Annotated in this window: 26 protein-coding genes, 1 tRNA gene and 1 pseudogene; 9 read left to right on the top strand and 19 right to left on the bottom strand. The window is 72.4% G+C overall.

The genetic code is table 11. The features are described from left to right. Positions 1-23: 23 nt before the first annotated feature. Complete coding sequence (locus AMIR_RS36615) at positions 24-197, top strand: antitoxin (protein WP_012782796.1); 174 nt, start codon at positions 24-26, stop codon at positions 195-197. Further along, positions 194-817: a putative glycolipid-binding domain-containing protein gene (locus AMIR_RS00840; protein WP_012782797.1), complete on the top strand. Its 624-nt coding sequence runs from the start codon at positions 194-196 to the stop codon at positions 815-817. The genes AMIR_RS36615 and AMIR_RS00840 overlap by 4 nt, the downstream gene beginning before the upstream one ends. 86 nt (positions 818-903) lie before the next feature. Here AMIR_RS00840 and AMIR_RS00845 read toward each other — a convergent pair whose 3' ends face one another. The 5 genes from AMIR_RS00845 to AMIR_RS00865 all read right to left on the bottom strand — a co-directional run bounded on the left by AMIR_RS00845 (position 904) and on the right by AMIR_RS00865 (position 7,746). After that, on the bottom strand, positions 904-2,088 hold the full coding sequence (locus tag AMIR_RS00845; RefSeq protein WP_012782798.1) for a thiolase family protein: 1,185 nt from the start codon (positions 2,086-2,088) through the stop codon (positions 904-906). Positions 2,089-2,100: 12 nt separating this feature from the next. Beyond that, positions 2,101-3,912: a hypothetical protein gene (locus tag AMIR_RS39865; RefSeq protein WP_012782799.1), complete on the bottom strand. Its 1,812-nt coding sequence runs from the start codon at positions 3,910-3,912 to the stop codon at positions 2,101-2,103. Positions 3,913-3,943: 31 nt separating this feature from the next. Then, positions 3,944-5,455, bottom strand: a complete 1,512-nt coding sequence (locus AMIR_RS00855) for a fibronectin type III domain-containing protein (RefSeq protein ID WP_041836500.1) — start codon at positions 5,453-5,455, stop codon at positions 3,944-3,946. 1 nt (position 5,456) lies between these two features. Next, positions 5,457-6,413, bottom strand: coding sequence for a prephenate dehydrogenase (locus AMIR_RS00860; protein WP_012782802.1), 957 nt, complete (start codon positions 6,411-6,413; stop codon positions 5,457-5,459). A 97-nt stretch (positions 6,414-6,510) separates the two neighbouring features. Continuing rightward, entirely contained in the window at positions 6,511-7,746 is a 1,236-nt protein-coding gene (locus tag AMIR_RS00865) for a M20 metallopeptidase family protein (protein ID WP_012782803.1), read from the bottom strand. 79 nt (positions 7,747-7,825) lie between these two features. Between AMIR_RS00865 and AMIR_RS00870 the strand changes: the two genes are divergently transcribed. From AMIR_RS00870 to AMIR_RS00880, 3 genes are all read left to right on the top strand, one after another. Then, on the top strand, positions 7,826-8,317 hold the full coding sequence (locus tag AMIR_RS00870) for a tRNA adenosine deaminase-associated protein (protein ID WP_049796716.1): 492 nt from the start codon (positions 7,826-7,828) through the stop codon (positions 8,315-8,317). Positions 8,318-8,337: 20 nt separating this feature from the next. After that, positions 8,338-8,796 (top strand): nucleoside deaminase, encoded by a 459-nt coding sequence (locus AMIR_RS00875; RefSeq protein ID WP_041837248.1) that lies wholly within the window; start codon positions 8,338-8,340, stop codon positions 8,794-8,796. 57 nt (positions 8,797-8,853) lie between these two features. Continuing rightward, positions 8,854-8,938 (top strand) — tRNA-Ser (locus tag AMIR_RS00880). Positions 8,939-9,015: 77 nt separating this feature from the next. Here AMIR_RS00880 and AMIR_RS00885 read toward each other — a convergent pair. The 9 genes from AMIR_RS00885 to AMIR_RS00920 all read right to left on the bottom strand — a co-directional run bounded on the left by AMIR_RS00885 (position 9,016) and on the right by AMIR_RS00920 (position 16,704). Beyond that, the gene (locus AMIR_RS00885; protein ID WP_012782806.1) at positions 9,016-10,329 is read right to left on the bottom strand and encodes a tyrosine-type recombinase/integrase; all 1,314 of its coding nucleotides are present in this window, start codon (positions 10,327-10,329) and stop codon (positions 9,016-9,018) included. 7 nt (positions 10,330-10,336) lie between these two features. Continuing rightward, a complete protein-coding gene (locus AMIR_RS00890) occupies positions 10,337-10,639 on the bottom strand; it encodes a helix-turn-helix domain-containing protein (RefSeq protein ID WP_012782807.1) in 303 nt (100 codons plus the stop codon). Continuing rightward, on the bottom strand, positions 10,636-11,787 hold the full coding sequence (locus AMIR_RS00895) for a DUF3631 domain-containing protein (protein ID WP_012782808.1): 1,152 nt from the start codon (positions 11,785-11,787) through the stop codon (positions 10,636-10,638). Before AMIR_RS00895 ends, AMIR_RS00890 begins: the two co-directional genes overlap by 4 nt. Then, the gene (locus AMIR_RS00900; RefSeq protein WP_012782809.1) at positions 11,784-12,356 is read right to left on the bottom strand and encodes a hypothetical protein; all 573 of its coding nucleotides are present in this window, start codon (positions 12,354-12,356) and stop codon (positions 11,784-11,786) included. The genes AMIR_RS00895 and AMIR_RS00900 overlap by 4 nt, the downstream gene beginning before the upstream one ends. 82 nt (positions 12,357-12,438) lie before the next feature. Then, positions 12,439-12,714, bottom strand: coding sequence for a hypothetical protein (locus AMIR_RS00905; protein WP_012782810.1), 276 nt, complete (start codon positions 12,712-12,714; stop codon positions 12,439-12,441). A gap of 152 nt (positions 12,715-12,866) precedes the next feature. After that, positions 12,867-15,062: a P-loop NTPase family protein gene (locus AMIR_RS00910; protein ID WP_012782811.1), complete on the bottom strand. Its 2,196-nt coding sequence runs from the start codon at positions 15,060-15,062 to the stop codon at positions 12,867-12,869. Then, entirely contained in the window at positions 15,059-16,024 is a 966-nt protein-coding gene (locus AMIR_RS00915) for a hypothetical protein (RefSeq protein ID WP_012782812.1), read from the bottom strand. Before AMIR_RS00915 ends, AMIR_RS00910 begins: the two co-directional genes overlap by 4 nt. Before the next feature lie 184 nt (positions 16,025-16,208). Continuing rightward, positions 16,209-16,364, bottom strand: a complete 156-nt coding sequence (locus AMIR_RS39870) for a hypothetical protein (protein WP_012782814.1) — start codon at positions 16,362-16,364, stop codon at positions 16,209-16,211. A 28-nt stretch (positions 16,365-16,392) separates the two neighbouring features. Next, positions 16,393-16,704, bottom strand: coding sequence for a hypothetical protein (locus tag AMIR_RS00920; RefSeq protein WP_012782815.1), 312 nt, complete (start codon positions 16,702-16,704; stop codon positions 16,393-16,395). 208 nt (positions 16,705-16,912) lie between these two features. Between AMIR_RS00920 and AMIR_RS00925 the strand changes: the two genes are divergently transcribed. Continuing rightward, positions 16,913-17,221, top strand: a complete 309-nt coding sequence (locus tag AMIR_RS00925; RefSeq protein ID WP_245554574.1) for a helix-turn-helix domain-containing protein — start codon at positions 16,913-16,915, stop codon at positions 17,219-17,221. Positions 17,222-17,320: 99 nt separating this feature from the next. On the opposite strand, the gene AMIR_RS00930 is transcribed toward AMIR_RS00925, so the two are convergent. Further along, positions 17,321-18,100, bottom strand: coding sequence for an IS5-like element ISAmi2 family transposase (locus AMIR_RS00930; protein WP_041836501.1), 780 nt, complete (start codon positions 18,098-18,100; stop codon positions 17,321-17,323). Between the two features lie 247 nt (positions 18,101-18,347). Between AMIR_RS00930 and AMIR_RS00935 the strand changes: the two genes are divergently transcribed. The 3 genes and pseudogenes from AMIR_RS00935 to AMIR_RS00940 all read left to right on the top strand — a co-directional run bounded on the left by AMIR_RS00935 (position 18,348) and on the right by AMIR_RS00940 (position 20,098). Next, positions 18,348-19,127: an aminotransferase class IV family protein gene (locus tag AMIR_RS00935; protein ID WP_012782818.1), complete on the top strand. Its 780-nt coding sequence runs from the start codon at positions 18,348-18,350 to the stop codon at positions 19,125-19,127. Positions 19,128-19,162: 35 nt separating this feature from the next. Continuing rightward, positions 19,163-19,330 (top strand): annotated as a pseudogene (locus tag AMIR_RS43120) (helix-turn-helix domain-containing protein); the annotation flags it as partial. 72 nt (positions 19,331-19,402) lie between these two features. Further along, the gene (locus AMIR_RS00940) at positions 19,403-20,098 is read left to right on the top strand and encodes a formylglycine-generating enzyme family protein (RefSeq protein ID WP_425358900.1); all 696 of its coding nucleotides are present in this window, start codon (positions 19,403-19,405) and stop codon (positions 20,096-20,098) included. 109 nt (positions 20,099-20,207) lie between these two features. On the opposite strand, the gene AMIR_RS38600 is transcribed toward AMIR_RS00940, so the two are convergent. The 4 genes from AMIR_RS38600 to AMIR_RS00955 are packed head-to-tail and all read right to left on the bottom strand — an operon-like array spanning position 20,208 to position 22,449. After that, positions 20,208-20,390: a hypothetical protein gene (locus AMIR_RS38600; RefSeq protein WP_012782820.1), complete on the bottom strand. Its 183-nt coding sequence runs from the start codon at positions 20,388-20,390 to the stop codon at positions 20,208-20,210. Beyond that, on the bottom strand, positions 20,391-21,062 hold the full coding sequence (locus AMIR_RS00945; protein ID WP_143760607.1) for a DUF6338 family protein: 672 nt from the start codon (positions 21,060-21,062) through the stop codon (positions 20,391-20,393). Further along, positions 21,035-21,508, bottom strand: coding sequence for a type 2 periplasmic-binding domain-containing protein (locus AMIR_RS00950; protein ID WP_012782822.1), 474 nt, complete (start codon positions 21,506-21,508; stop codon positions 21,035-21,037). Before AMIR_RS00950 ends, AMIR_RS00945 begins: the two co-directional genes overlap by 28 nt. Then, a complete protein-coding gene (locus AMIR_RS00955; RefSeq protein ID WP_012782823.1) occupies positions 21,508-22,449 on the bottom strand; it encodes a caspase family protein in 942 nt (313 codons plus the stop codon). The genes AMIR_RS00950 and AMIR_RS00955 overlap by 1 nt, the downstream gene beginning before the upstream one ends. Between the last annotated feature and the right edge of the window lie 2 nt (positions 22,450-22,451).

Raw genomic sequence — 22,451 nt, forward strand, 5'->3', positions numbered from 1 at the left:
AGCGAGTGCGAAGGAGCACCAGAGTGAACTTCGACGAGATCAAGAACAAGGCGACGCAGCTGCTGGAGCAGCACCACGAGACGGTCGAGAAGGGCATCGACCAGGCGGCGGACTTCATCTCGGACCGGCTCGGGCACCAGGAGCAGGTCCACTCGGCGGCCGAGAAGGCCAAGGACGCCCTGCCGGGTGCGCGGTGAGCACCGCCAGGACGGCCGAGCGCGCCACCGCCCAGCAGGGCGAGTCCCGCGCCGCCGCTCGCATGGTCACCTGGCAGGGGTGCTCGGTGCCCAGGCTGGAGCAGGTCCGCGTGCTGGTGTCCGAGCACAAGCTCAGGGCGTCCGGCCGGATCGTCGCCTCGGGGCCCGCCGAGCAGTTCAACGGCTCCTTCGAGCTGTCGGTCGGCGAGGACGGCGCCGTGACGCGGCTGCTGCTGCGCACCGCCACCGTCGCCGAGGAGCGGCACGTCTCGCTCAGCCGGTCCTCCGACGGCGTCTGGATGGTCGACCGGGGCCACGGCGGTGAGCGGGCCGACTTCGACGGCGCGGTCGACGTGGACGTGGAGTTCGCGGTGCTGTTCGCGGCCATCCCGGTCCGGCGGCTGGGCCTGCACCGGGAGCCCGGTGAGGCCGAGCTGCCCGTGGTGCGGGTCAGCCTGCCCGACCTGGACGTCACCGTCGTGCGGCGCGGCTACCGCACCGCGTCGGTCGGCGACGGCGGCTCGGTCGTGGCGATCCGCGCGGAGGACGGCGAGCAGGACGTCACCGTGGACGCCGAGGGGCTGGTCGTGGACTACCCGGACGTGGCGCAAAGGATCTGACGCCGCGGATCCAACGCCAGGAGAACGCGCGCGGCCGGGGCCCCCAGGGGTCCCGGCCGCCGCCGTTCACCGGTCCACCCGGCCGGTCAGACCCGCACCGCGATCGCCATGCCCTGCCCGACCCCCACGCACGCCGCCGCGACGCCCACGCCGCCGCCGCGCGCCCGCAGGTGCCTGCACAGGTCCACCACGACCCTCGGCATCGACGCCCCCAGCGGGTGCCCGTAGGCGATCGCCCCGCCGTGCACGTTCACCTTCTCCCGGTCCACCTCGGGCAGGTGGTGCAGCACCGACAGCGCCATCGCCGCGAACGCCTCGTTGATCTCCCACAGGTCCACGTCCGCGCCGCCGATCCCCAGCCGCCCCAGCAGCTTCCGGATCGCCCCCACCGGCGCCAGGGTGAACCGCTGCGGCTCGCCCGCCGTGACCGCCGACCCCAGCACCTCGCCCAGCGGGGTGACGCCCAGCTCGGTGGCCAGCGACTCGGTGCCCAGCAGGACCGCCGCCGCGCCGTCGTTCAGCGGCGAGGAGTTGCCCGCCGTCACCGTGCCGTCGTCGCTGAACGCGGGCTTGAGCTTCGCCAGCTTCTCCGCGCTCGTCTCCGGCCGCACCGACTCGTCCCTGCGCACCGCCGACCCGTCCGGCAGCTGCACCGGGAACGCGAACCCGTCGTGCACGCCCGCGTCCCACGCCGCCGACGCCCGCCGGTGCGAGCGCAGCGCGTACTGGTCCATCCGCTCGCGGGTGATGCCCAGCTCGGCGGCCACCTGCTCGGCGGCCCGCCCCAGCGGGACCGTCCACGCGGACGGCATCCTCGGGTTCACCAGCCGCCAGCCCAGCGCCGTGGACACCGGCTCCAGCCGGTCCGCGAACGGCCGGTCCGGCCTCGGCACCACGAACGGCGCGCGGGTCATGCCCTCCACCCCGCCCGCCACGACCACGTCCGCGTCACCCATCGCGAGCGCCCGCGAGGCCTGCACGATCGCCTCGCCGCCGGACGCGCACAGCCGGTTCACCGAGGCGCCCGGCACCGTCGGCGGCAGGCCCGCCAGCAGCGCGGCCATCCGCCCGATGTTCCGGTTCTCCTCACCGGCCCCGTTCGTGTTCCCGTACAGCACGTCGTCGACGCGCGCCGGGTCCAGGTCCGGGTGCCTGCGCAGCAGCTCGGAGATCGGCAGGGCGGCCAGGTCGTCGACCCGGACACCGGAGAGCCCGCCCCGGTAACGGCCGAACGGCGTGCGGGCGGCGTCGAGGATCAGTGGGCGCTGCATGTGACCATCTTGTCACCGAGCGGCGAAGAACGAGGCGAAAGCCGAGGTGGGCCGCGTGGACCCCGAAGTGCCGAACAGCCGCGCCTCCACCATGTGCGGGCCCTCCGAGAGCGGCCCGCCCGGCAGCGCCCCGGTGTTCACCGCCACCCGGTAGGTCCCGGCCACCGCGGGCCCCCCGACCGCCGTGGGCACCGAGGCGATCCGCGTCCCGTCCAGCCACAGCCCGAACCCGGCGAGCCCGGCCAGCCCGTGCTGGGCGGGCGCGCCCACCAGCTCCACCTCGACCACCACCCGGCCGCGCGGCACCGGCGTGCCCGGCGGCAGCGGGCGGCCCGACGCGTCCAGCACCCGCGCGGACGGCCGGGGCAGCGCGCTCTGCGGCGGCCCCGGTTCGGGGTTGGCCGCGACGGGCACCGCCCCGCCCGGCCCCAGCTCCAGCTCGGCGTGCGTCGCGGTGGCGTCGAACCCCAGGTCCAGCCGCACCCCGACCACCCCGTCGGGCGACACCGAGGCCACCCCGGCGGGCACGTCCCCCACCAGCGGGAGGCCGGTGTCCGCCCGGACCGGGGCCCCGTCGACGGCGCGCCGCAGCGGCACCGGCACCCCGGACACCAGGGCCACCAGCGGCGCGTCGCGCTCGCGGGACAGGGTGTGCGACACCGTCAGCCGCAGCTGCCCGGCGGGCGCGCCCACCCCCGACCCGGCCTCGCCGCCCTGCGGCGTCACCTCCACCCGCACCGGCCCCACCAGCGGGGGAGCGGTGGACGGCGCGCCGCCCAGCCCGGCCAGCCACACCGGGACCCGCTGCCCGATCGGCCCGGACACCGAGATCAGCGCGGTCGCCTCCCGCCACGCGGGCACGACCGGGCTGGTGGCCACCGGCTCGCCGTCCAGCAGCACCAGCGCCCCGTCCCGGCGCAGCACCAGCTCCCACACGTGCCCGGTGCCCGGCGCGACGCCGTCCAGCGGGCGCAGCTCCCGCGTCCGGTCGCCCTCGGCGGTCAGCACCCGCGCGGTCACCGAGTCCTCGGTGGCCCGCACCAGCAGCCGCAGCGCCCCCGGCGGCGGCTCGGCCCCGGACAGCGCGGCCACCGGGCCGGGCGCCAGCTCCAGCGCCAGCTCGCCGTTCGCGATCGGCGCGCCCGCGCCCACCGCGAACCGCCCCAGCTCCTCCCCGTCCTCGCGCAGCACCAGCGGCGCGCGCGAGCGCAGCACGGCGGGCACGCCCGCGCAGGTGGTGGCCACGACCAGCGCCGCAGCCTCCTCGTCCGAGCCCGCGCCCGCCCGCGCGCAGCCGGGCCTGGCGGTGAGCCGCCAGCGCGCCGGATCGGGCGCGGACGCCCCCTCGAACCGGTCCACCAGGTGGTAGGCGCCCGGCTCGGACACCCCGACCGGCCCCGGCGCGCCGGAGACCGACGCGGGCGCGGAGCGCTGGCCGAACCCGTCCACCGCGCGCACCTCGACCCGCTGCTCCAGCCCGTCGGCCAGCCGCAGCTCCACCAGCGACCCGGTCACCAGCCGGGTGCGCGACACGTCGCCGAGGCCCCAGCGCACCTCGTAGCCGGGGGCCCCGCCGGTCCAGGTCACGACCAGGCTGCCCGGTCCCGGCGCGGCCTCCAGCCCCTCAGGCGGGTCCGGGACCGAGCCGGGGGAGGGTGCGAGCACCCCGTCCGAGGCGAACGCCGTCAGCGAGGTCGGCGGCGGTGGCTGCGTGGTGATCCCGGCGTCCGCCGGACCGGGGGCGCCGCCCCCGCGCAGCACGACGACCACACCCGCGAACAGCACCGCGCCCGCGGCGAAGAAACCGATCCTGCGACGGTCCACGGCCCCACGCTAGGGGTGGGGGTGAGCCAGGTCACTCGCCCGTTGCGCGGTCGAGACCTAGCGGGGCGGCAGCGACTGGGTGACTTCGGTCTCCCGCACCGTGGTCGCGAGGTCCAGCTGCTCCGGCTCCACCTCGACCCGCACCCGGTGCCCGCCGGGCTCCACCCCGGACACCTCGAACTCGTGCACCCCGCCGACCGAGCCGCCCAGCGGCACCACCGCGAGCCGCTCGCCGTCCAGGTCCACCCGCAGCTCCCGCAGCGGCAGCAGCTCGCGCGCCAGCGGGTCCAGCAGCGACACCACCAGGCGCACCCGGTCGCCGTCGCGGGCGAACCGCGTCCGCACCGGGGGCGTCGCGGGGAGGGGAGGCGACCAGGAGTCCAGGACGGGCGCCCCGACCTCCCCGCCGGTCACCACCAGGTGCCCGGTGATCCTGGAGCCCGCCGACCCGGTCCGCGTCGGTCGACAACCGGGTCATGCCCGTCGTCGCGTCCACCCCGTCCAACCGCAGCGGGACCACCCGCTCCGGTGACAGCTCGGCGGGCGCGCCCGCGCTGCCGAAGGCGGTCAGCTCCACCCGTGCGTCCTCGCGCAGCGCCAACCGGGGCCAGAACCGACTCGACAGGGTGATCCCGCCCAGCTCGGCCACGACCTCGCCGTCCCGCAGCGCCACCACCGACGACTCGCGCACCAGCACCTCCCAGCGGTGCCGCACCCCGGCCGAGAGCGACGCGGTCCGCTCCGAGACCGTCTGCTCGCCACTGGCCGCGCGCAGCACCGCGCCCCCGTCCCGCACGGTCATGACCACCGAGCCGGACGGCCACCGCTCGACGTCCAGCGCGCCCAGGTCCCGCCCGCGGTCGGGCACCAGCGCGAGCGACAGCGCGCTGTCGCCCACCGGGCCCGCCGCCTCCGGCACGACCCGGCCGCGCAGCCCGTCCTCGGGCCGCTCGCGCAGCACCAGCGGCGTGTTCGACTGGAGGTCCGCGGTGCGGCAGGCGGGCAGCAGCCGCCCAGGGCCGCCGCGCACGCACTCGCCGGTGTGCTGCGGCACCGGGTCGCGCAGCACCCGCCACAGGTCGGGGCGCACCGACTCGGGCCCGTCGAACGCCCGCAGCGGCGCACCGGGCAGGGTCACCGGGCTCGCGGCGTCCGCGCCGGGCGTGACCGCCACCTCGGCGGCGGCCGACCGGGCGCCCCGCGCGCCGACCGCCCGCACCTCCACCCGCCTCCGCGCGTCCGGGTCGAGACCGGTCAGCTCCACCTCGGGGCCGGGCACGTGCCGCACCAGGTCGCCCCACCGCGCCTCGTACCCGGCGGCCACCCGCTCGGTGGGCGCGTCCCACGACACCCGCGCGCTGGAGGGGTCCAGGGCCGAGGCCCGCAGGCCCGAGGGCGGCGGGGGAGCGGCGGGCGAGGTCAGGTACCGGGCGCGCTCGGCCAGCTCCGGCACGCCGCCCGGCGCGGACAGCTCGCGCATCACCACCACGGCGCCGACCAGCAGCACCCCCGTGGCGGCGTTAGCCGCCACGGGCAGGCGCACGTCAGAAGGTCCTCGCCAGCGCGGTCGTGCCGTCCAGCGCCACCACGCGCCCACCGCGCGCGCCCACCGCGCGCAGCGCCTCGCGGGCGTCCCGCGCGGCCAGGTCCACGGTCACCTCGGCGCCCTCGTCCGCGCGCAGCGCGTCCAACCGCCCGCGCGCCGCGTGCCCGGCGTCGATCGTCTTCGCCAGCCCGCCCGTGGACGCCAGCGACCCGCGCGCCGCGCCCAACCGGCCCAGCGCGTCGTCCACCGCGCCCAGCAGCGCGTTCCGGTTGCCCTCGCACATCGCGCGCACCAGGTCCGGGTCGCTGCCCGCCACCCGCGTCGCGTCGCCGAACGACCCGGCGGCCAGCGCCAGCGCCAGCGGCCCGCCCTCCGCGCCCACGCTGGCCAGCACCGCCGCCAGCACGTGCGGCAGGTGCGACACCCGCGCCACCGCCACGTCGTGCTCGTCCGCGTCGGTCGGCACCACGTGCGCGCCCACCGCCAGCGCCAGCCGCACCACGTCGCCCAGCACGTCCAGGTCGCACCCGTCCTCGGCCGCCACCACCCACGCCGCGCCCCGGAACAGCGCCACGTCGCTCGCCGCCCAGCCCGACGCGGAGGTGCCCGCCATCGGGTGCCCGCCCACGTACCGGGCCGACGGCGCGCAGCGGCCCACCAGGTCGGCCACCGGGCCCTTCACGCTCACCACGTCGGTCAGCCGCACCCCGGCGGGCAGCATCCGCAGCACCCGCTCCACGGCGGGCAGCGGCACCGCCAGCACCACCAAGGCGTCCGAGCGCTGGGCGCGGGCCAGCGCCTCGACCAGGTCGACCACGTCGAACCCGTCGGCGCGCGCCGTCCCGGCGTCCTCCTCGGACGCCGTGGCGCCCCAGGCGGTCCACCCGGCGGCCACCGCCGCCCGCAGCACCGAACCGCCGATCAACCCCAACCCGACCACGCACAGCTCACGCACGGGGACCATCCTGCCCGCACACGGTCGGTGACGGCGAGCGCCGGTGCCACGACCCCGGTGCGGTGCGGGGCGGCGCCGCCCCGCACCGCACCCCGCGTCACCGCAGGGCGTCCAGCGCGAACGCGCTGTAGACCACCACCCCGTGCTCCAGCGCGGCCTCGTCGAACAGGGCCCGGCCCGAGTGGTTCGGCTCGGCGCGCGCCAGGTCCACCCCGCGCGGGCAGGCCCCCAGGAACGCCATGGCGCCCGGCACCTCGCGCAGCACGTAGGAGAAGTCCTCGGCGCCCATCAGCGGGTCCTCGGCCTCGGCGACCCAGCGCGGGCCCAGCACGGTCGACGCCAGCTCCAGCAGCCGCGGCGCGACCTCGGCGTCGTTGACCGTGACCGGGTAGCCGGGCGTCACCTCCACCTCGGCGGCGCAGCCGTGCGCGGCGGCGACGTGCTCGCACACCGCCACCAGCTCCCGGTGGACCAGGGTCCGGGTCTCCTCGGACAGGGTCCGGATCGTGCCCTCCAGCAGGGCGGTCTCCGGGATGACGTTGTTCGTGGTGCCCGCCTCGATCCGGCCCACCGTCACCACCGCGGGCCGGTGCACGCTGACCCGCCGGGCCACCATGGTCTGGAGCGCGCCCACCATCGCCGCCGCCGCGGGCACCGGGTCGAGCGCGTCGTGCGGCATCCCGCCGTGCCCGCCGCGCCCGCGCACGAGCACCCGGAAGGTGTCCGCCGAGGCCATCATCGGCCCCGGCCGGGTCAGCACCACGCCGGAGGCGACCGTCGCCGACACGTGCAGCGCCAGCGCCTTCACCGGCCGCGCCCCCGCCGCGTCGAGCAGGCCCTCCTCCAGCATGAACCGGGCCCCGTGGTGGCCCTCCTCGCCGGGCTGGAACATGAACAGGACCTGGCCCGCCAGCGCGTCCCGCCTGCCCGACAGCAGCCGGGCGGCCGAGGCGAGCATCGCCACGTGCGCGTCGTGCCCGCACGCGTGCATGGCGCCCGGCACCTCGGAGGCGTAGTCCAGCCCGGTCTCCTCCTGCACGGGCAGCGCGTCCATGTCCCCGCGCAGCAGCACCGTCGGCCCCGGCCGCTCCCCGCGCAGCACCGCCACCACCGAGGACGAGGTCGTGCCGGTGGTGATCTCCAGCGGCAGGCCCTCCAGCGCGTGCAGCACCGCGGCCTGCGTCCTCGGCAGGTCCAGCCCCTGCTCGGGGTGCCGGTGCACCTGCCTGCGCAGCGCCACGGTTCGCGGCTGGAGCGCGCGGGCCTCCTCGGACAGGCCGGTGAAGCGCGGGTCCTCGGTGTGCTCGGACGGGCTGGGCGCGGGTGTGCTCATCCCCCGATAGTGGCAGTCCGGGGCGTTCCGCGCGGGGGCTGTGCTACCGGGTGAGGGCCGGTGGCCCTACGGTGTGCACATGCCTGAGCAGGAGCCGCCGGTGCACGGCTTCGCGGTCGCGGTCGTCCGGGAGGACAACCGCTGGCGGTGCAGCACCCTGGACGGCGACGCGCTGTCGGAGTTGGACGCGGCGATCACCCAGTTGCGGGGGCTGCGCTCCACGGGCGCGGTGTTCGGGCTCCTGGCGGTGGACGACGAGTTCTTCATCGTGCTGCGCCCGGTGCCGGGCGGGGTGTCGCTGCTGCTGTCCGACGCGGCGGCGGCCCTGGACTACGACATCGCCGCCGACGTGCTGGACCTGCTGCGCGTCGACCCTCCCGACGAGGAGGACGAGGAGCTGTGGCCCGAGGGCGACCTCGCGGTCCTGGCGGACCTGGGGATGCCGAAGCACGAGCTGCAGGTGATCGTCGACGAGGTCGACCTGTACCCGGACGAGCAGCTGCAGATGATCGCCCAGCGGATCGGCTTCGGCGAGGAGTTCACCCGCCTGCTGGACACCCTCCAGGCGTGATCACCGCGCCGTACGACGCGATGGTCGGCGCCGCCCTGGAGGCGGCGGCGGGCGCGGGCGAGGACATCCCGATCGGCGCGGCGGTCTTCGGCCCGGACGGCGCGGAGCTGGCGCGGGCCTGCAACGCGCGCGAGCGCCTGGGCGACCCGACCGCGCACGCCGAGGTCCTGGCCCTGCGCGCGGCGGCGGCGGTCTTCGGCGACGGCTGGCGGCTGGGCGGCTGCACCCTGGCGGTGACGGTCGAGCCGTGCGCGATGTGCGCGGGCGCCCTGGTGCTGGCGCGGGTGGACCGCGTGGTGTTCGGCGCGTGGGAGCCGAAGACGGGCGCGGCGGGCTCCCTGTGGGACGTGGTCCGCGACCGCAGGCTCAACCACCGGGCCGAGGTGGTCGGCGGGGTCCGCGAGGCCGAGTGCGCGGCGCTGATGCGGGACTTCTTCGCAGGTCGGGACACGTCCGAACGGTGGCCGGAGAGCGGCTGATCGTGTTAGGGGCACCCCCCTCGCGGGGCGGTTCGGGGGTCTTGTATTGTTCTTAGCGGTGGCGTGTCCGAGCGGCCGAAGGAGCACGCCTCGAAAGCGTGTGAGGTGAAAGCCTCCGTGGGTTCAAATCCCACCGCCACCGCAGGTCAGAGCCCCGGTTGCCAGTGATGGCAACCGGGGCTCTGACGTTTGGTTGCAGTTCTGGTGGCAATTGCCCGGTCAGGCGGTCGGGATAAGCGCTCCGGTGGCATCACCCTCCTCGCCCTCATCGCGGGGCTCAGTGGGCTTCTCAGCGGGCTCCCAGAGCAATCCTCCGACCCGCTGAGCCACGTCCAGCCGGATCGCTGCGGTGACGTGCTGGTAGCGCGCGGCCATCGCGGTGTTGGACCAGCCCATGATCCCCATGACGGTCCGCTCGGGAACGCCCAGCAGCAGGAGCACGGTCGCTGCGGTGTGCCGGGCGTCGTGCAGCCGTCCGTCCGGGACCTTGGCGATGTCCAGCAGCCGCTTCCACTCGTCGTAGTCCGACCTCGGGTTGAGCGGCCCACCGGTCGGGGTGGTGAAGACGTACCCCGTGTCCGTCCACAGCTCAGCGGCCCGCTCACGCTCCCGCGCCTGCACGTCCCGGTGCACCCTGAGCAGCCTCACCAGCTCGTCGGGCAGACCCATCCCGCGCTTGCCCGCAGCCGACTTCGTCCCAGCGGTCTCCTCCCGCAACGCCACCCGCTGTGGGCAGTACCCGCCGTGCTTCTTGCCGCAAGGCTCGGTGCACCCGTGCCTCCACTTCGGCCGCAGCCGGTTGCGGCGGACCACGAGCGTCCCCACCTCCAAGTCCACGTCCTGCCACCGCAGTCCGAGCGCTTCACCCTGGCGCAGTCCGAGCGCCAGCGCGATCGCCCACCGCGCGCTGTTCCGCCGCTTGAGCGCCGTCACCAGCAGAGCCTTGACCTGGTCGACCGAGTACGGCTCGACCTCGGTCTCCTCCAGCTTGGGCGCCCGCGCCTCCAACGCCGGGTTCTCGGTCAGGTGCTTGCGCCGAACCGCGACGTTCAGCGCGGCCCGGATCGTCCGGTGCACCTGGTGCGCGGTGGAAGAGCTGGTGGTTGGACCGAACTTCGTGCTCTTCCGCATGATCGCCCGGTACAGCTTCTCCAGGTGCTCCGGCTGCAACTTCACCAGCCGATGAGCGCCGATACCGGGCACCAGGTGCACCCGCACCGCCACTTCGTACGCGCTGTACGCGTTCTCGGAGACGACCGGCGGAGCCACGATGTTCTCCAGCCAGTGCTTCAGCCAGGTTTCCACGGTCCAGTTCTGCCCGGCTTTTGTCACCCGTCCCTGGTCGCGCATCCGCTCCAGCTTGCTCACCTTGTCCGAGACCTCGTCCTGGTTCTTCCCCCGGACGTGCCTGCGGTCGGACTGGCCGTTGTCCTTCGTGCCGACCGTGACCCAGCCGTGCCAGCTCTGGTCCGTCTCGCTGTAGTAGATGCTGGACCGGCCGTTGGCACTCCGGCCCTTTTTCTCGCGCGGCATTTCTCTCCTAAGCGGCCGGACGGGCGGAAGACTGCTCGGCGACCAGCCGAGCGGTGTAGTGGTCGATCGCGTCCACGTGGACGCGCCGCAGTCGGCCGATCAGCACCGACTCAAGGGAACCGGCCTTGACCAGCGCGTAAGCCTTGGTCTTGCCGATGCCGAGCCGTTCGGCGGCTTCCTCCACGGTCAGCAGGACCCGCACCGGCGCGGGGCGTTGCGCAGGGACCTGGCGCTCAGGGGAAGCGGTCATGAGAACGGTCAACCTGGCGATCAGTTCCGCTATCTCCGCATTGCGACCGTTGGTGCTCATACGGCCCCTCCGTTGTGCTCGGGAGCCAGGTAGCGCGCCCAAGCGTCGGCAAGCCCGACCTGGGTTACCTGGGTATTGGTGGGATAGGTGACGTAGCCCTTGGCATTGGTGTTCTTGTGCTTGAAGGTCAGCGGCGCGACCTGGTAGAGGCTCAATTGCCTGGCGAGCTGCCGGGAATCGAGCGGCTTGCCGTTCAGGTCGGCCCACGGCGCGTCTTCCAGCCCGCGCAGCCGGGTCACGATCTCGGCGGTGTGCATCCGCTCGGTGCCCTCAGCGGTGAACAGCGCGCGCAGGTCGTCCAGTAGACGAACGCCGAGCGTCTGGGTGGACTTCTGGTTGAGCACGAAGTGGCTGCACGCGGCCCGAGCGGTCTCCGGCCAGTGCCCGCCGGCCACGTCGGCGATCGCCAGCAGCGGTTCCCAGATCTCTGCCGGTCGGTCCTCCACACCCGGCGGCATGTCCGGCTCAGCCTCGATCAGGTTTTCGCCGATGCTCGCCGTCCAGTCGCCGAGCGCTTCCCGGATCGGGGTGGCCTGCCGGACCACTTTGGACTCCCGGTACGGCTCGACCGGCTCGTCATGCCGGCGGCGGCGCAGGTGGATCGTGATGGCGCGGGTGGTGATCGTGTCGGGCATCCGCCCGGCGAGCCCGGCCAGCGCTGCGGGGGCGAAGATCGGCAGACGCTCCACCGTGAACCCCGACGCCGGGTCGCCCTTGGTCTTCGGGATCGTGGCGGTCCGCTTGTACCCGAGGTTGAGCATCTGGCGGACTTCCTCGTTGCCCGCCCCGCCCGTGCCGAAGACCGTGTCGACCTCGTCCATGAGGATGCTGATCGGTCCGGCCGCGACCATCCGCACGAGCGCGGCAGCCGAACCACCGGCCGTCATCTCCGGTTCCCTGGTGAGGTGCTGCGCGATCTCCAGCACGCGCGTCTTCCCCGATCCCGCTTCCGGAGAGGACAGCACCAGCCGTGGCGTCGTGTAGAAGGCGTCCGCCACCCAGGTGTGCGCGTACCAGAGCGCCAACGTCGGCGCGCAGTGCTCGTCGGGAAACACGGAGAAGCGCTTCACGAAGTCACGGACCTGGTCGAGAACCACGTGGCCAGGTGCGGGCTGTGCGGTCGGCACGGCCCGTAGCGCGGCGCTCATGCCGCCACTCCCAACCGCTTGGTGCCGCCGTGGGCGTCGCAGCGCACCCAGGACGTGTCGGGCAGCCTGGCCGCCAGGGCGTTTGGGAGCGGGTGGGTGAAGCGGACCACCCGCGGGCAGCCGCGGTGAGCGCAGGGCAGCTCGCTGGTGAGCTTGCGCCGCTCGGACAGGCAGAACGGCAGGTGCCCGATGATGTGCCCCAGCTCGTCCGGGGCGTGGGCGACCTCGCGGGCGCGTTCCCGGCGGCCCATCTGGGCATCGGCCCAGTCGGCGGCGACACGGGTGGCGATGGCGTGCGGGGTGTTCTCCTCCACCCGCGCCAGCGCGGCCATCACCACGGCGGCGGGCTTGCGGGGGTCGGTGTCGGGCAGCGCGGCCCACTCCCTGCTCCCGACGCAGGGGATTGGGCCGTGCGAGCACCCGGCGGGCTGCTGCCGGGCGGCGGCGTAGGCGCGGCGCAGCAGCGGTTCGGCCCAAGCGCGGACGGGGTCGGTGCTGGCGTGGGCGGGGCGATTCCACGGGCGTTGGGAGTCCGGGTCGCAGAACGGGCGTCGGTAGTCAGCGTTCATCGCTGTGTCTCCAGTGGACTGGGTGGCCCCGCACCGGGGACGGGGAGGTCACGTCCCCGGTGCGGTCGGCCAGGAGCGGGAGTCAGAGGTCCTTGCGGTTCTTGCGGTTGGCCCGGCGGGCACGGCCGTTGCGGGTCAGGGCGTTCCACACGTGGCGGCCGATCCGGAGCCGGTAGCCGTCGCCCCGGCAGTGGCCGCAGGTGCGGTACGCCCGCATGACCGGCGAGCGGTGGCGGCCCGCGCCCCGGCACTTCCGGCAGCGCTTGAACGGCCAGATCGCGCAGGTGAGCAGGTAACCCACGGTGATTGCGGTGATGAGCAGCGCGGGAGTGGTGATGATCGTCGTGAGGGGGTCCACAGGTGGCCTCCGAAGCGTTTTTCGGGTGCGCTCGACCTGCGCCGCTAGGAGCTAGGGCGCTGATCAGCGTGGTTGTGAGGCGCTAGCGGGGGCGCTAGGTCTAGCGGGGCTGGGTGCTAGACCTAGCGCGCGCCCGCAGCCGCTCCCGGCGGCTACTTGCTGGCACTGTCCGTCACGGCTGCGGCGACGTCGGCGCGGGTGAGGCCCCGACGGTTGGCGCCCTTGCCGTCCGCGTCGGTACCCCAGACCTGGCCGGTGCTGACCCCGTGCGGCTTGAGCGCCGCAGCGAGCTGCACCGCGCGGCCCTTGCCGTCCTGGTCGGCCCACTGCCCGTAGGCACCGGGCCGCAGCTCGGCCAACCGCTCCACGATGGACTCGGACCACATCTTGTCCGCCGAGCCCATCGCGGCCAGCACGTCCGGCAGCAGCGTGGACGTCACGTCCCCGTCGACCACCTCGGCGTCCAGACCGGCGGCGTACCCGGTGAGCAACCCGGCGGCCGTCCGCAGCGCACGAGCGCGGCCCGCGATGGTCTCCGCGCCGGGCCCGTCCACGTAGACGCCCTTGACCGTCTTCGTCTCGTCGGTGACGCCCTTCAGCAGCCCGATCCCCTTGTCGGAGAAAGAGAACTGGGTGGCCCGCTCGCCGTTGCGGTAGCTGCTGGTGCCCAGCACCATGTCGTTCGCCATCTGCCCGGTGACCTTGAGGCAGAACCGCAGCACCGCGTTGTCGCTGATCTGCGTGGGGATCGACTTGGAATCGGGCCGCTGGGTCGCCAGCAGCAGCACGATCCCGGTGGCCGGACCGCGCTTCACCAGGTCGGTGCAGATCTCCTCGACCTCCGCGCCGAACTCCGGGTGCTCGAACCACACCTGGCACTCGTCCACGCCGATGACGATCGGGTGCAACCGCAGCGACCTCTTCGACGCCAGCTCGGTCGTGACCTTGTTCTCCGGGCACAGGTCCTTGGGCAGCTCCCGGATCACCTTGGTGCGCCGCCGGAGTTCCTGCCGCAGTGCCCGAAGATCGGCTACCGCGTACTCCAAGTCCTCCGGGTCGTCACCGGCCCGGTACCGGTGGCACACCGGGGCGAGCGGCGACAGGTCGCCGGTGCCCTTGAGGTCGTAGGAGTGCAGCTCGGAGCGCGGGTCGAGCGCGGCGATGAGCAGCAGCTCCCGGAGCGTGAACGTCTTGCCCATGCGGGGGATCGCGCCGATGATCCCGGCGACGAACATGAGCGTGACCTCGACCCACCGGCCGCGCACGTCCGTGCCGAACGGCTGCGGCTTGAACAGGTCGACCGCGCCACCGCGCCGCAGTGACCACGCGGGCTGCTTGGCCTTGGACATGTCCCGGTCCCCGACCCACAGCACGAGCTGACCGGGGTGGCCGCTGGCGTTGTTCTCCGGCCACACGCAACCCAGCGGACGCCCCAGCCCGGACGCGAGCTTGTCCCGCTTCTCCACCACCTCGGTGGCGGTCACGCCCGGCGGTAGTTCCACGTCCGCCCGCCAGCCGGGGCCGTCGCGGGTGATGGGCGCGGTGAACCCGATCGCGTGGGCGTTCTTGCCCACGGCCTGGTTGATCCCGCCGATGCCGAGGGAGGACAGCGCCCGCACCACCACGTCACTGGTGAGCTTCTGAGCCTGCGGCCCGACCACGGCACGCCCGGCGACCGGCCGGTCCTGCGGCGTGCCGAGCTTGCCCAGTACCGCCAGCGCTGCGGTGACGCAGACCCACCACACCCATTCGGGCGCGACACCGGGCAACAGCACCAGCAGCACCACGCCGAGTGCCGACCCGGCCGCCAGCAGGACAGTCCGGAACCGGACCCGCGCGTTCCGCTCCTGCACCAGGCGGAGGTACTTCTCCGCCTCACCCCTGACCGCCATCTCCCGCCGCAGCGGACGTCCCTCGGCATCAGCTACCCACCGGCCGGTCGCTGCCATGAGCAGCAACGCGCCCTGTGGGGACCGCGCGGCGAGCTTGAGCAGGTACAGCGGGGTACGCGCCGCGTGGTAGCCGGTGGCGTGGGCGTAGTGCCTGCCCACCCACGCGGCGGTCTGCCGCACCTCGGACAGCGTGCGCAGGTAGCCGGGGATGATCGGCAGCCGCTCGGTCTCCCGCAGCCGGGACACCCAGGTGGAGTCGTCCGAGCTGTCCGGCTGGTCGACCTGCACCAGCTCGGTCGGGGCGTCGTCCTCCACCACCTCGGCGTCCAGGACCTCCGGCGCCCGCTCCACCACGGCGGTCGGTTCGGTCGCGGCAGCCCTGGCGCGTGCGTCGGCCAGGTGGACCACGTTGTTCTCGTCGGGGTCGGGGGTGCTCCTCGCGGTAGGCAGGCTCATCGGGTCACCTCCTGGTCGCCGTTGTGCATCAGGTGCGCCAGGGCAGCGCCGAGCCCGAGCACGATGACCGGGAGGCAGGACACCGCCGTGGTGATCTGCCACGGGGCGGAGGTCAGCCCGGCGGCGGACATGAGGTGGTAGGCGACCTGTCCGGCCGCGCCGAGCACCAGCGCGCCGAGCGCGGACCACTTGGCGAACCGGCGGGCGCGCCCGGACCTGGTGGTGTCGGAGAGCCAGACCCGCAGCGCGAACGCCGCGTACGCCTCGACCCCGAGCGGGAGCGTGATCGCGGAGTCGATGGTCCAGCCGTCCGCGATGCCGGGCAGCGGGGTGATCTCGCCGAACCCGGTGAGCTTGCCCAGCTCCACCCAGCCGCCCCAGATGGCGACGAACGCGCCGAGCGCGATCACCAGCACCGGCCACGGCCGGACCTGGCGCGCCTGCCGGGGCTCGGCGGTGCGGTTGGTGAGCACCGCCCACGCACCCCGGACCCTGCCCTGCTCCACCGCGCCGCCGGTCGGGACGTGGGGCGTGCCCAGGTCTGCGAGGGTGCTGACCTGGGTGGACGGGGCTGGCTCAGCCCTGGTCGCCGGAGTGGGGACCACCGCGTCCACCGTGGTGCTGGTGGTGATGTCGGCTGGGGCGCTCGCAGGCTCGGCGTGCTCAGCGGCCGGGGCGGCGTCGTGCTCGGTGCCGAACTCGGTGGTGTCCTCTGCGGTGCCCTCATCCGGGGTGGGCACGGAGTGCAGCCGCCGAGTGGGGGACGTGACCAGACTGGTGCCCGCCACGAACCCTGCGGATCGCATGGCCTTGACCGCGTCCAGCGCGGCCTTGGCCTTGGGGCCGCCGACCTTGAAGGTGCGCATCACCTCGTTGCGCGAGGGGAGACGGCCGTGGTCGTCGGCGAGCTTGTCGACCTTCATGGCGAGGCGGTCGAGCTGGGGAGGGTAGGCGCTGGTCATCGCAGCACCCCCGCCACCGTGGGCACCGTGAGGTGGGACTCGCCCGGCGACACCTCGGCGGGTGGCTTGTGGGTTCGCGTCCGGCTGGACATGCTTGGTTCTCCTGACCCGCCCCTCGGGGCGTGTTGGGTGGGAACCGGACCGGCGGGAGTTCTTGGCGGGACAGCCGCCGGTCCGGGCGAAATCACTCGTAGATCTCGGTGCACCACTCGCACCCGAAGCCACCGCACTCGTCGCAGAGGTCGGGGTTGATCTCCGGGTCGTTGGCGCAGTAGTCGCACAGCTCGTTGATGTCGCAGTCGGCGATCTCGCCGCAGCCTCGGCAGTTCGTCGTGATCACGGCAGTTCCTCTCCGGGATTCGGCGTCGTCAGGCCACCCGCCGGACGGCGGGCGACGCGATGGGCTCCACCTGGGAGCTGTCCTCGGCGGTGGTCACCAGCAGGTGCGGGAACGTCTCGCGCAGCTCGGCGACGGCCTGCATCAGGCCGACGCCGTGGTGGGCCGTCACGCCGTTGAGCGCCCGGCGCAGGACGCGCAGGTTCCGGCGCATCTGCGCCTCACCGCTGACCAGCGCAGAGGTCGGCTCGGCGGCCGGGACGTCCTCACGCGAGACCTGCTCCTGAAGGGCGTTCAGGACAGCCCACGTGAGGCCGTCGGGGTACGTGGCTGGGGTGTTCACCGGGTTCCTCCTCAACCGTTCATCGCTTGCAGTGGCGCTAACAGTAGCGCTGTTGTTGGCGGAGACGTATACCTCCAAATGGGTGAACCGTGCTGGTGGCATCGGTTTGGGCAGCGCCCAGCGCTAGGGTTATCGCTGGTAAAAGCGCTAATGGGAGGCTGTGTTGATACCCGACTGGGAAGGCGTCGCCACCGCGATCAACGCTCGGTTGAGCGATCGCGGGATGAAGCAGCAGGAGCTGGCGGAGCGCTCCGGGGTGAGCGTCGCCGCGCTGCGGCTGCTCCAGAAGGCCAAGGCGACCAACGCGCGCCCGCGCACCCTCGCGGCGGTGTCCGAAGCGCTGGGGTGGCCGCGCGAGCACCTGGCTGCCGTCCGGGACGGGCGAACGCCGTCCGATGGCGCTGCCCGTCCGGAGCCGACCGTGGCCGAGCTTGCCGCAGCGATGGAAGACCTGCGGGAGCGGGTCGCTGAGTTGGAGCGGGTGGTAGGCGAGGGAAGTTCCGAGCGAAGAGCATGAGCGGGCCTTTCCGGTGGCGTCGGCTGCTTGCACTTCAAGCCTGACCGTCGGATAGCTATTGCAGAACTGCCCGACTACGCCCCGCTCACTGAGCCTTTTTCATCCTGTGGTGGCCTCGTAGTTCTGTAGGACGTGGATGGCTTTGGCCAGTCGGCCGGCGCGGCGGGGGCAGCAGCGGAGTTTGCGGAGGATGCGCCAGGTCTTGAGCTGGGCGTTGGCGCGTTCGCCGGGGCCGCGCAGGCGGGCATGGGCGCGGTTGGCGTCCTTCTGTGATTCAGGTTTGTTGCGGCCCTTGTAAGGGGTGATCACGTGGCGGTCGGTCGGGTCGTAGGCGTGGTAGCCCTTGTCGCCCAGGGCGATCAGCCCGGCGTGGCGCAGGGCGGCGAGGATGTTCCAGATCCGGGCGGCGGCGGTGTCGTGGGTGCTGCCGGGCAAGTCGCCGGACACCCACAGGATCGTGCCGTCCGGGGACGCGATCACCTGCAGGTTCACTCCATGGATCTTGTGCTTGCCGGAGTAGAAGGGGCGGTCGGCGGCGATCCGGTCGATCGGGATGAGCGTGCCGTCGATCACCACGTGGGCCATGCCCTGGCGTTTCGCCTTGCGCAGCGCTTCTCGGAGCTTCGGGGACCGCTGGGCGAGCAGTTCGACGGTCTCGTTGACATAGCGCCAGCAGGTGGAGGTCGAGACCGCGAACCCGGCGGCGAGATCGGCGAAGGTCTCGCCTTTGCGCAGGTACACCAGCACCAGCAGGGCTTGTTGTCCTGGGTTGAGCTTGCGCCACACCGATCCGAGCTGCTTGCGGTGGGCGCGGACCAGCCCGGACACGAAGGTCAGGGTCTGATGTGACAACGGCAGCGCGGCACGGTAGAACAGCACGTGAAGCCCCTGGCGGTGCAGAACTTTCTTGGTCGATAGCTCTGCTACCAGGGGCTTCGCCATGTCCGGGCGGAGCCACGCCGATGCTCATCAACCTGTGATCAGCAAGAAGCACTACACGGCAACGCATCCAGCCCAGGATGAAAAGGGCTCACTGAACTTTCACTGAACCTGTACCGCTGAACTTTCACCGAACTTGGCTGCTCCGGGGCTTCAAGCACGGGGGAACGGGTGGGATGGTGGGGGCATGGAACTCAACGGCGCGCCGGTGACCCTGGAAGAGGTCAAAGCCCTGGCGCTCACAAACTACGGCCACTTCACGTCGATGTTGGCAGAGGATGGCAAGGTGCGCGGTTTGTCGCTGCACTTGCAGCGCTTGGCGCGCGATTGCCGTCTCCTGTTCGACGTGGAATTGGACACCGACATGGTGCGCCACTGCGTTCGGTCCGCGCTGCCGGATTCCGGGGACCGCACCGTGGTCCGCGTGACCAGCTATGACCCAGGTATCGACCTGGGCACCATCGGTTCCGACGCCACGCCGCACATCCTCGTCACCAAGCGCTCGGCGTCCGACAAGGTCCCATCGCCGATGAGATTGCAGGCAGCGTCCTACCAGCGCGAACTTCCCACGGTGAAGCACATCGGCCTGTTCGGTGCCCTCCAGCGCCGCCGCACCGCGCAGCGCGAGGGCTTTGACGACGTGCTCTTCCTGAACCCCGACGGCTACATCTCCGAGGTGGCCACGTCGAACATCGGGTTCGTGCGAGACGGTCAGATCGTGTGGCCGCGCGCCGCTTACCTGGCGGGGATCACGATGACCCTGCTGCACCAGGAGCTTGACGAACCGGTGTCCACTGAACCGCTTTCCCTGGCTGATCTGGGCCAGATGGAAGCGGCATTCGCCACCAACGCCTCGACCGGTGTCCGGGAGATCCTGTCGGTTGACGACGTTGCTTGGGAAAGCGGTCACCCGATGTTGGGGGAGTTGCGGAAGATGTACGAAGACATTCCGGCCGAGACAGTGTAGAAGCCTGTTTCGGGCTGGCGGGGAGGAAAAGACGGATGGCGACCGTGCAGAGTTGGTCCGGGGTGGAAGTTCGGGCGCTGCGTGAAGCGAAGAGGATGAGCATCCGCGAGTTCGCGGCCCACCTGGGCGTCAGCGAGCGGATGATCTCCAAGTGGGAGGCAGGGCGTGAGTCGATCAGACCGCGCCCGGTCAACCAAGCTGCGCTGGACACGTGCCTGACCCGAAGCGATCCCGACACGAAGGCACGGTTCTCTTTACTCACTGGCGATTCGCTGGTGCCAGGCTCGGGGGAGAACGTCCAGGTCGAGCCGATCGGCTCCAGCCAGGTGCACCACCCGGCGGACGGCAGCCTGATGGTGAAGGTGGACGGCAGCGTCTTCCTGTCCGGCCCGAGCAACACCCCGGTGTGGATCCCGGACTTCTACATCGACGTCTACCCGGTGTCGAACGCGGACTACGCGAGGTTCATCGTGGCCACCGGCCACGCCCCGCCGCACCACTGGCCGGACGGGCGCCACCCGGCGGAGTTGGTGGACCACCCGGTGGTCTTCGTGACCTGGGAGGACGCAGCGGCCTACGCGGCGTGGGCGGGCAAGGCGCTGCCGACATCCCAGCAGTGGGAGAAAGCAGCACGAGGAACCCGCGGCACGGTCTACCCGTGGGGTGACCAGCCGACCCCGGCGAAGTGCAACGTGCGGGAGAACGGCGTGGGCCAGACGACCCGCCGCGACTGCTACCAGAGCGGCGCGAGCCCGTACGGGGTATACGACCTGTGCGGGAACGTGTGGGAGTGGTGCGCGACGGAGTCCAAGCCGGGCCGCCGAGAGCTGAGGGGCGGCGCGTGGACCAGCCCGTTCAACCGCGCCACCCCGTCGTCGTTCAACGATGCTGCGGTGTCGATGTGTGACGATGACACCGGGTTCAGGTGCGTTGCCCCGGTGGAGGCGTTCGGCGGCAGGGAAGCAAAGTGAATGAAAACGGCCACTCTTGACGTGCAAAGTCGCAGGTCAAAAGTGTGTCTTCCTCGAGTCCGGGGGACTCCGCGGCGCGGTGCCAATCTCACGCGGTGTGGCTCGCTACCTACTTGTCGGTCTGGCCGCCCTTATCGGTGGTGGGAGCACCGCCCTGACCCGGTCCAGGCGGGGCCTTGGGCAGTTCGAAGGGGATCGCCGGGGCGAGGTATCCACCGCGTTTCTGCGACTCGTCGGTACGGTTGGGATCGGGCTTGGCGGTGTTCTCGTTGGTGCGTCGGCGGTCGTCCATCTAGTACTCCTGGATGTCGATGTACTCGATCTCGGGCCAGCGCACGAGCAGGCCGCGTGCGCCCGGCAGCGGGGTGACTTGTTCATCGGTCAAGGTCAACTCGCCACTCTGATTGTTGATCTCGAGGGCTACTGCCAGGTAGAGGTCTCCCTCTTCCGGGTGGCCCGAGGCGTAGGAACGGCGTCCGTTGCCAGCCATGCCGTAGAGACCGGCCAACCACATGCCGGACTTGAGCTTGAGGCGGACCACGGCGCGGTCGGTGTGGCGCCAGAAGTAGTCCCAGGCCCGTGGTTCCGGCGCGTTTCCGACCAGCAGGACCGCCCACTTCTTGTGGTGCTTGTGCCCCCAGCCCAGGAGCGCCCCGACGGCGACCGGGACCAGGACGTAGGCGAGGGCGACGGCTTCGACGAGCCACCAGTCGACGCCGCCGCCCTGCAGGCGGTTGTTCTTGAACAGGTCGCGGTAGAGCAGGTACTCCGGTCCCGAGAACAGGGCGTGGAACAGCGCGGAGGAGGCCAGGAAGCGCACGAGCCGGTCGGCGAAGCTGATGCCGTAGCCGCCCGCGACGCGTTCGTAGGCGAACGTGTAGGACGCGCCGGGCAGCAGCGCCAGCAGCGCCACCAGCAGCCCCTGGAAGGTGGCGATCATGTCCTTCGTACGCCCTCGGGCCACACGATCATCACGTCGCGTCCGAGTTCACGGGCGTGCGCGACGGCGTCGGCGGTGCCGCCGAGCCCGCGCGCCGGTTGTCCGTCCCAGACCGCGACGAGCAGGTCGCAGCACTCGGCGACGTGGTGCCCGGCGGCGTAGTAGGCCTGTTCGCCGGGCTCGGGGAAGTCCAGCTCGGTGACCGTGTCCGCACGCGCGAGCAGTTCGCGGTAGAGGCACCGCGCCTCTACCGCGAAGGTGGTTTCATAGCCGCGTGAGGGGATGACGACGTGCAGGCTGCCACCGGCGGCCAGGACCAGCTGCGCGAACAGTTGGTCCGCGCCCTCGGCGAGGCTGCCGACACCGGTCACCGGCGCGGCCTGTTCGGCCAGCAACGCGCGGATGCGCTTCTCGGCGTGCGCCTGCGCGGACGCAGGCAGGTCCTGGTGCCCGCTCACCCCGATGATCATCAGATGTTCTCCCGTTCGGCCAGCTGCCAGTAGCGCTTGCCCAGCGGGGTCAGTCTGCAGCCTGTGCTGTTCATGGCGGCGTAGTACATGTGGTCCGTGTCGATCGGCTCGACGAGCTTGTTGGCGCGGCACACCTGCAGTTGCTTGAACACGTCCTCGTGCTCGAGGTTCTCCGGCTCCGCGTCGGGTTCGTAGCTCGGGTCGAGCGGGAACTCGGCCTCGGCTGTGGGGAACCAGTCGGCCAGCGACCGCAGGGTGTCCAGCGGGACAGCGGATTTGCAGGCGCGCAGGTCCTGCAGCCTGTCGACGTTGGCCTTGAAGGTGGGGCGCTGGTCCCACGCCCCGAACAGCTCGGACAGGTAGGCGTAGAGGCCCGCGACGGTGACGTGGCCCATGACGTCGGAGGCGCCGCCGTCGAGCGCGCCCTCCAGGTAGGTGGAAAACACACCGCGTCCGCGGGCCTCGGCGGAGGTCTGGTCGCCGCGACTGGCGGTCAGGATGGACAGCCCCTCACGCAGGTACGCCGACCCGGCGCCCAGCACGGGCACGTTGCCCGCGTTGCCGGAGAAGCAGCAGTCCAGGATCACCACCACCTCCCGGACCGGCGACCTGCCGATGCGCTCGAGCACATCGGCGAACCTCACGCCGGGGCTCTGCGGGGTCCCGTTCGTGGTCACGAGCGTAAGGTCGTCGCCGACTCCGGCACCGTGCCCGGCGAAGTAGAGCAGCGCGAAGTCGGCCCCGCCGCCGAGAAGCGCGTCGACTTCCTCCAGCAACTGATCCCTCTCGACGGCATCGAGCAGGAGCTTGCAGTGGAAGTTGAGGCTGTTGTCCTCGTTGCGGGCCAGCAGCGGCTTCACCGCGTTGGCGTCGTTGACGCACCCCGCCAGAGGCTGGAAGTTCTTGTAGCGGTCGATTCCGACCAGTAGCGCGCGCTTCACCT

Origin of the sequence: Actinosynnema mirum DSM 43827 (genome assembly GCF_000023245.1) — a bacterium.
Lineage (GTDB): Bacteria > Actinomycetota > Actinomycetes > Mycobacteriales > Pseudonocardiaceae > Actinosynnema > Actinosynnema mirum.

Coding starts and splice junctions, on each gene's coding strand:
- AMIR_RS00845 (WP_012782798.1), bottom strand. CDS start 2,088: ATGCAGCGCCCACTGATCCTCGACGCCGCCCGCACGCCGTTCGGCCGT.
- AMIR_RS00865 (WP_012782803.1), bottom strand. CDS start 7,746: ATGAGCACACCCGCGCCCAGCCCGTCCGAGCACACCGAGGACCCGCGC.
- AMIR_RS00870 (WP_049796716.1), top strand. CDS start 7,826: ATGCCTGAGCAGGAGCCGCCGGTGCACGGCTTCGCGGTCGCGGTCGTC.
- AMIR_RS00875 (WP_041837248.1), top strand. CDS start 8,338: ATGGTCGGCGCCGCCCTGGAGGCGGCGGCGGGCGCGGGCGAGGACATC.
- AMIR_RS00885 (WP_012782806.1), bottom strand. CDS start 10,329: ATGCCGCGCGAGAAAAAGGGCCGGAGTGCCAACGGCCGGTCCAGCATC.
- AMIR_RS00890 (WP_012782807.1), bottom strand. CDS start 10,639: ATGAGCACCAACGGTCGCAATGCGGAGATAGCGGAACTGATCGCCAGG.
- AMIR_RS00895 (WP_012782808.1), bottom strand. CDS start 11,787: ATGAGCGCCGCGCTACGGGCCGTGCCGACCGCACAGCCCGCACCTGGC.
- AMIR_RS00900 (WP_012782809.1), bottom strand. CDS start 12,356: ATGAACGCTGACTACCGACGCCCGTTCTGCGACCCGGACTCCCAACGC.
- AMIR_RS00910 (WP_012782811.1), bottom strand. CDS start 15,062: ATGAGCCTGCCTACCGCGAGGAGCACCCCCGACCCCGACGAGAACAAC.
- AMIR_RS00915 (WP_012782812.1), bottom strand. CDS start 16,024: ATGACCAGCGCCTACCCTCCCCAGCTCGACCGCCTCGCCATGAAGGTC.
- AMIR_RS00935 (WP_012782818.1), top strand. CDS start 18,348: ATGGAACTCAACGGCGCGCCGGTGACCCTGGAAGAGGTCAAAGCCCTG.
- AMIR_RS38600 (WP_012782820.1), bottom strand. CDS start 20,390: ATGGACGACCGCCGACGCACCAACGAGAACACCGCCAAGCCCGATCCC.
- AMIR_RS00950 (WP_012782822.1), bottom strand. CDS start 21,508: ATGATCATCGGGGTGAGCGGGCACCAGGACCTGCCTGCGTCCGCGCAG.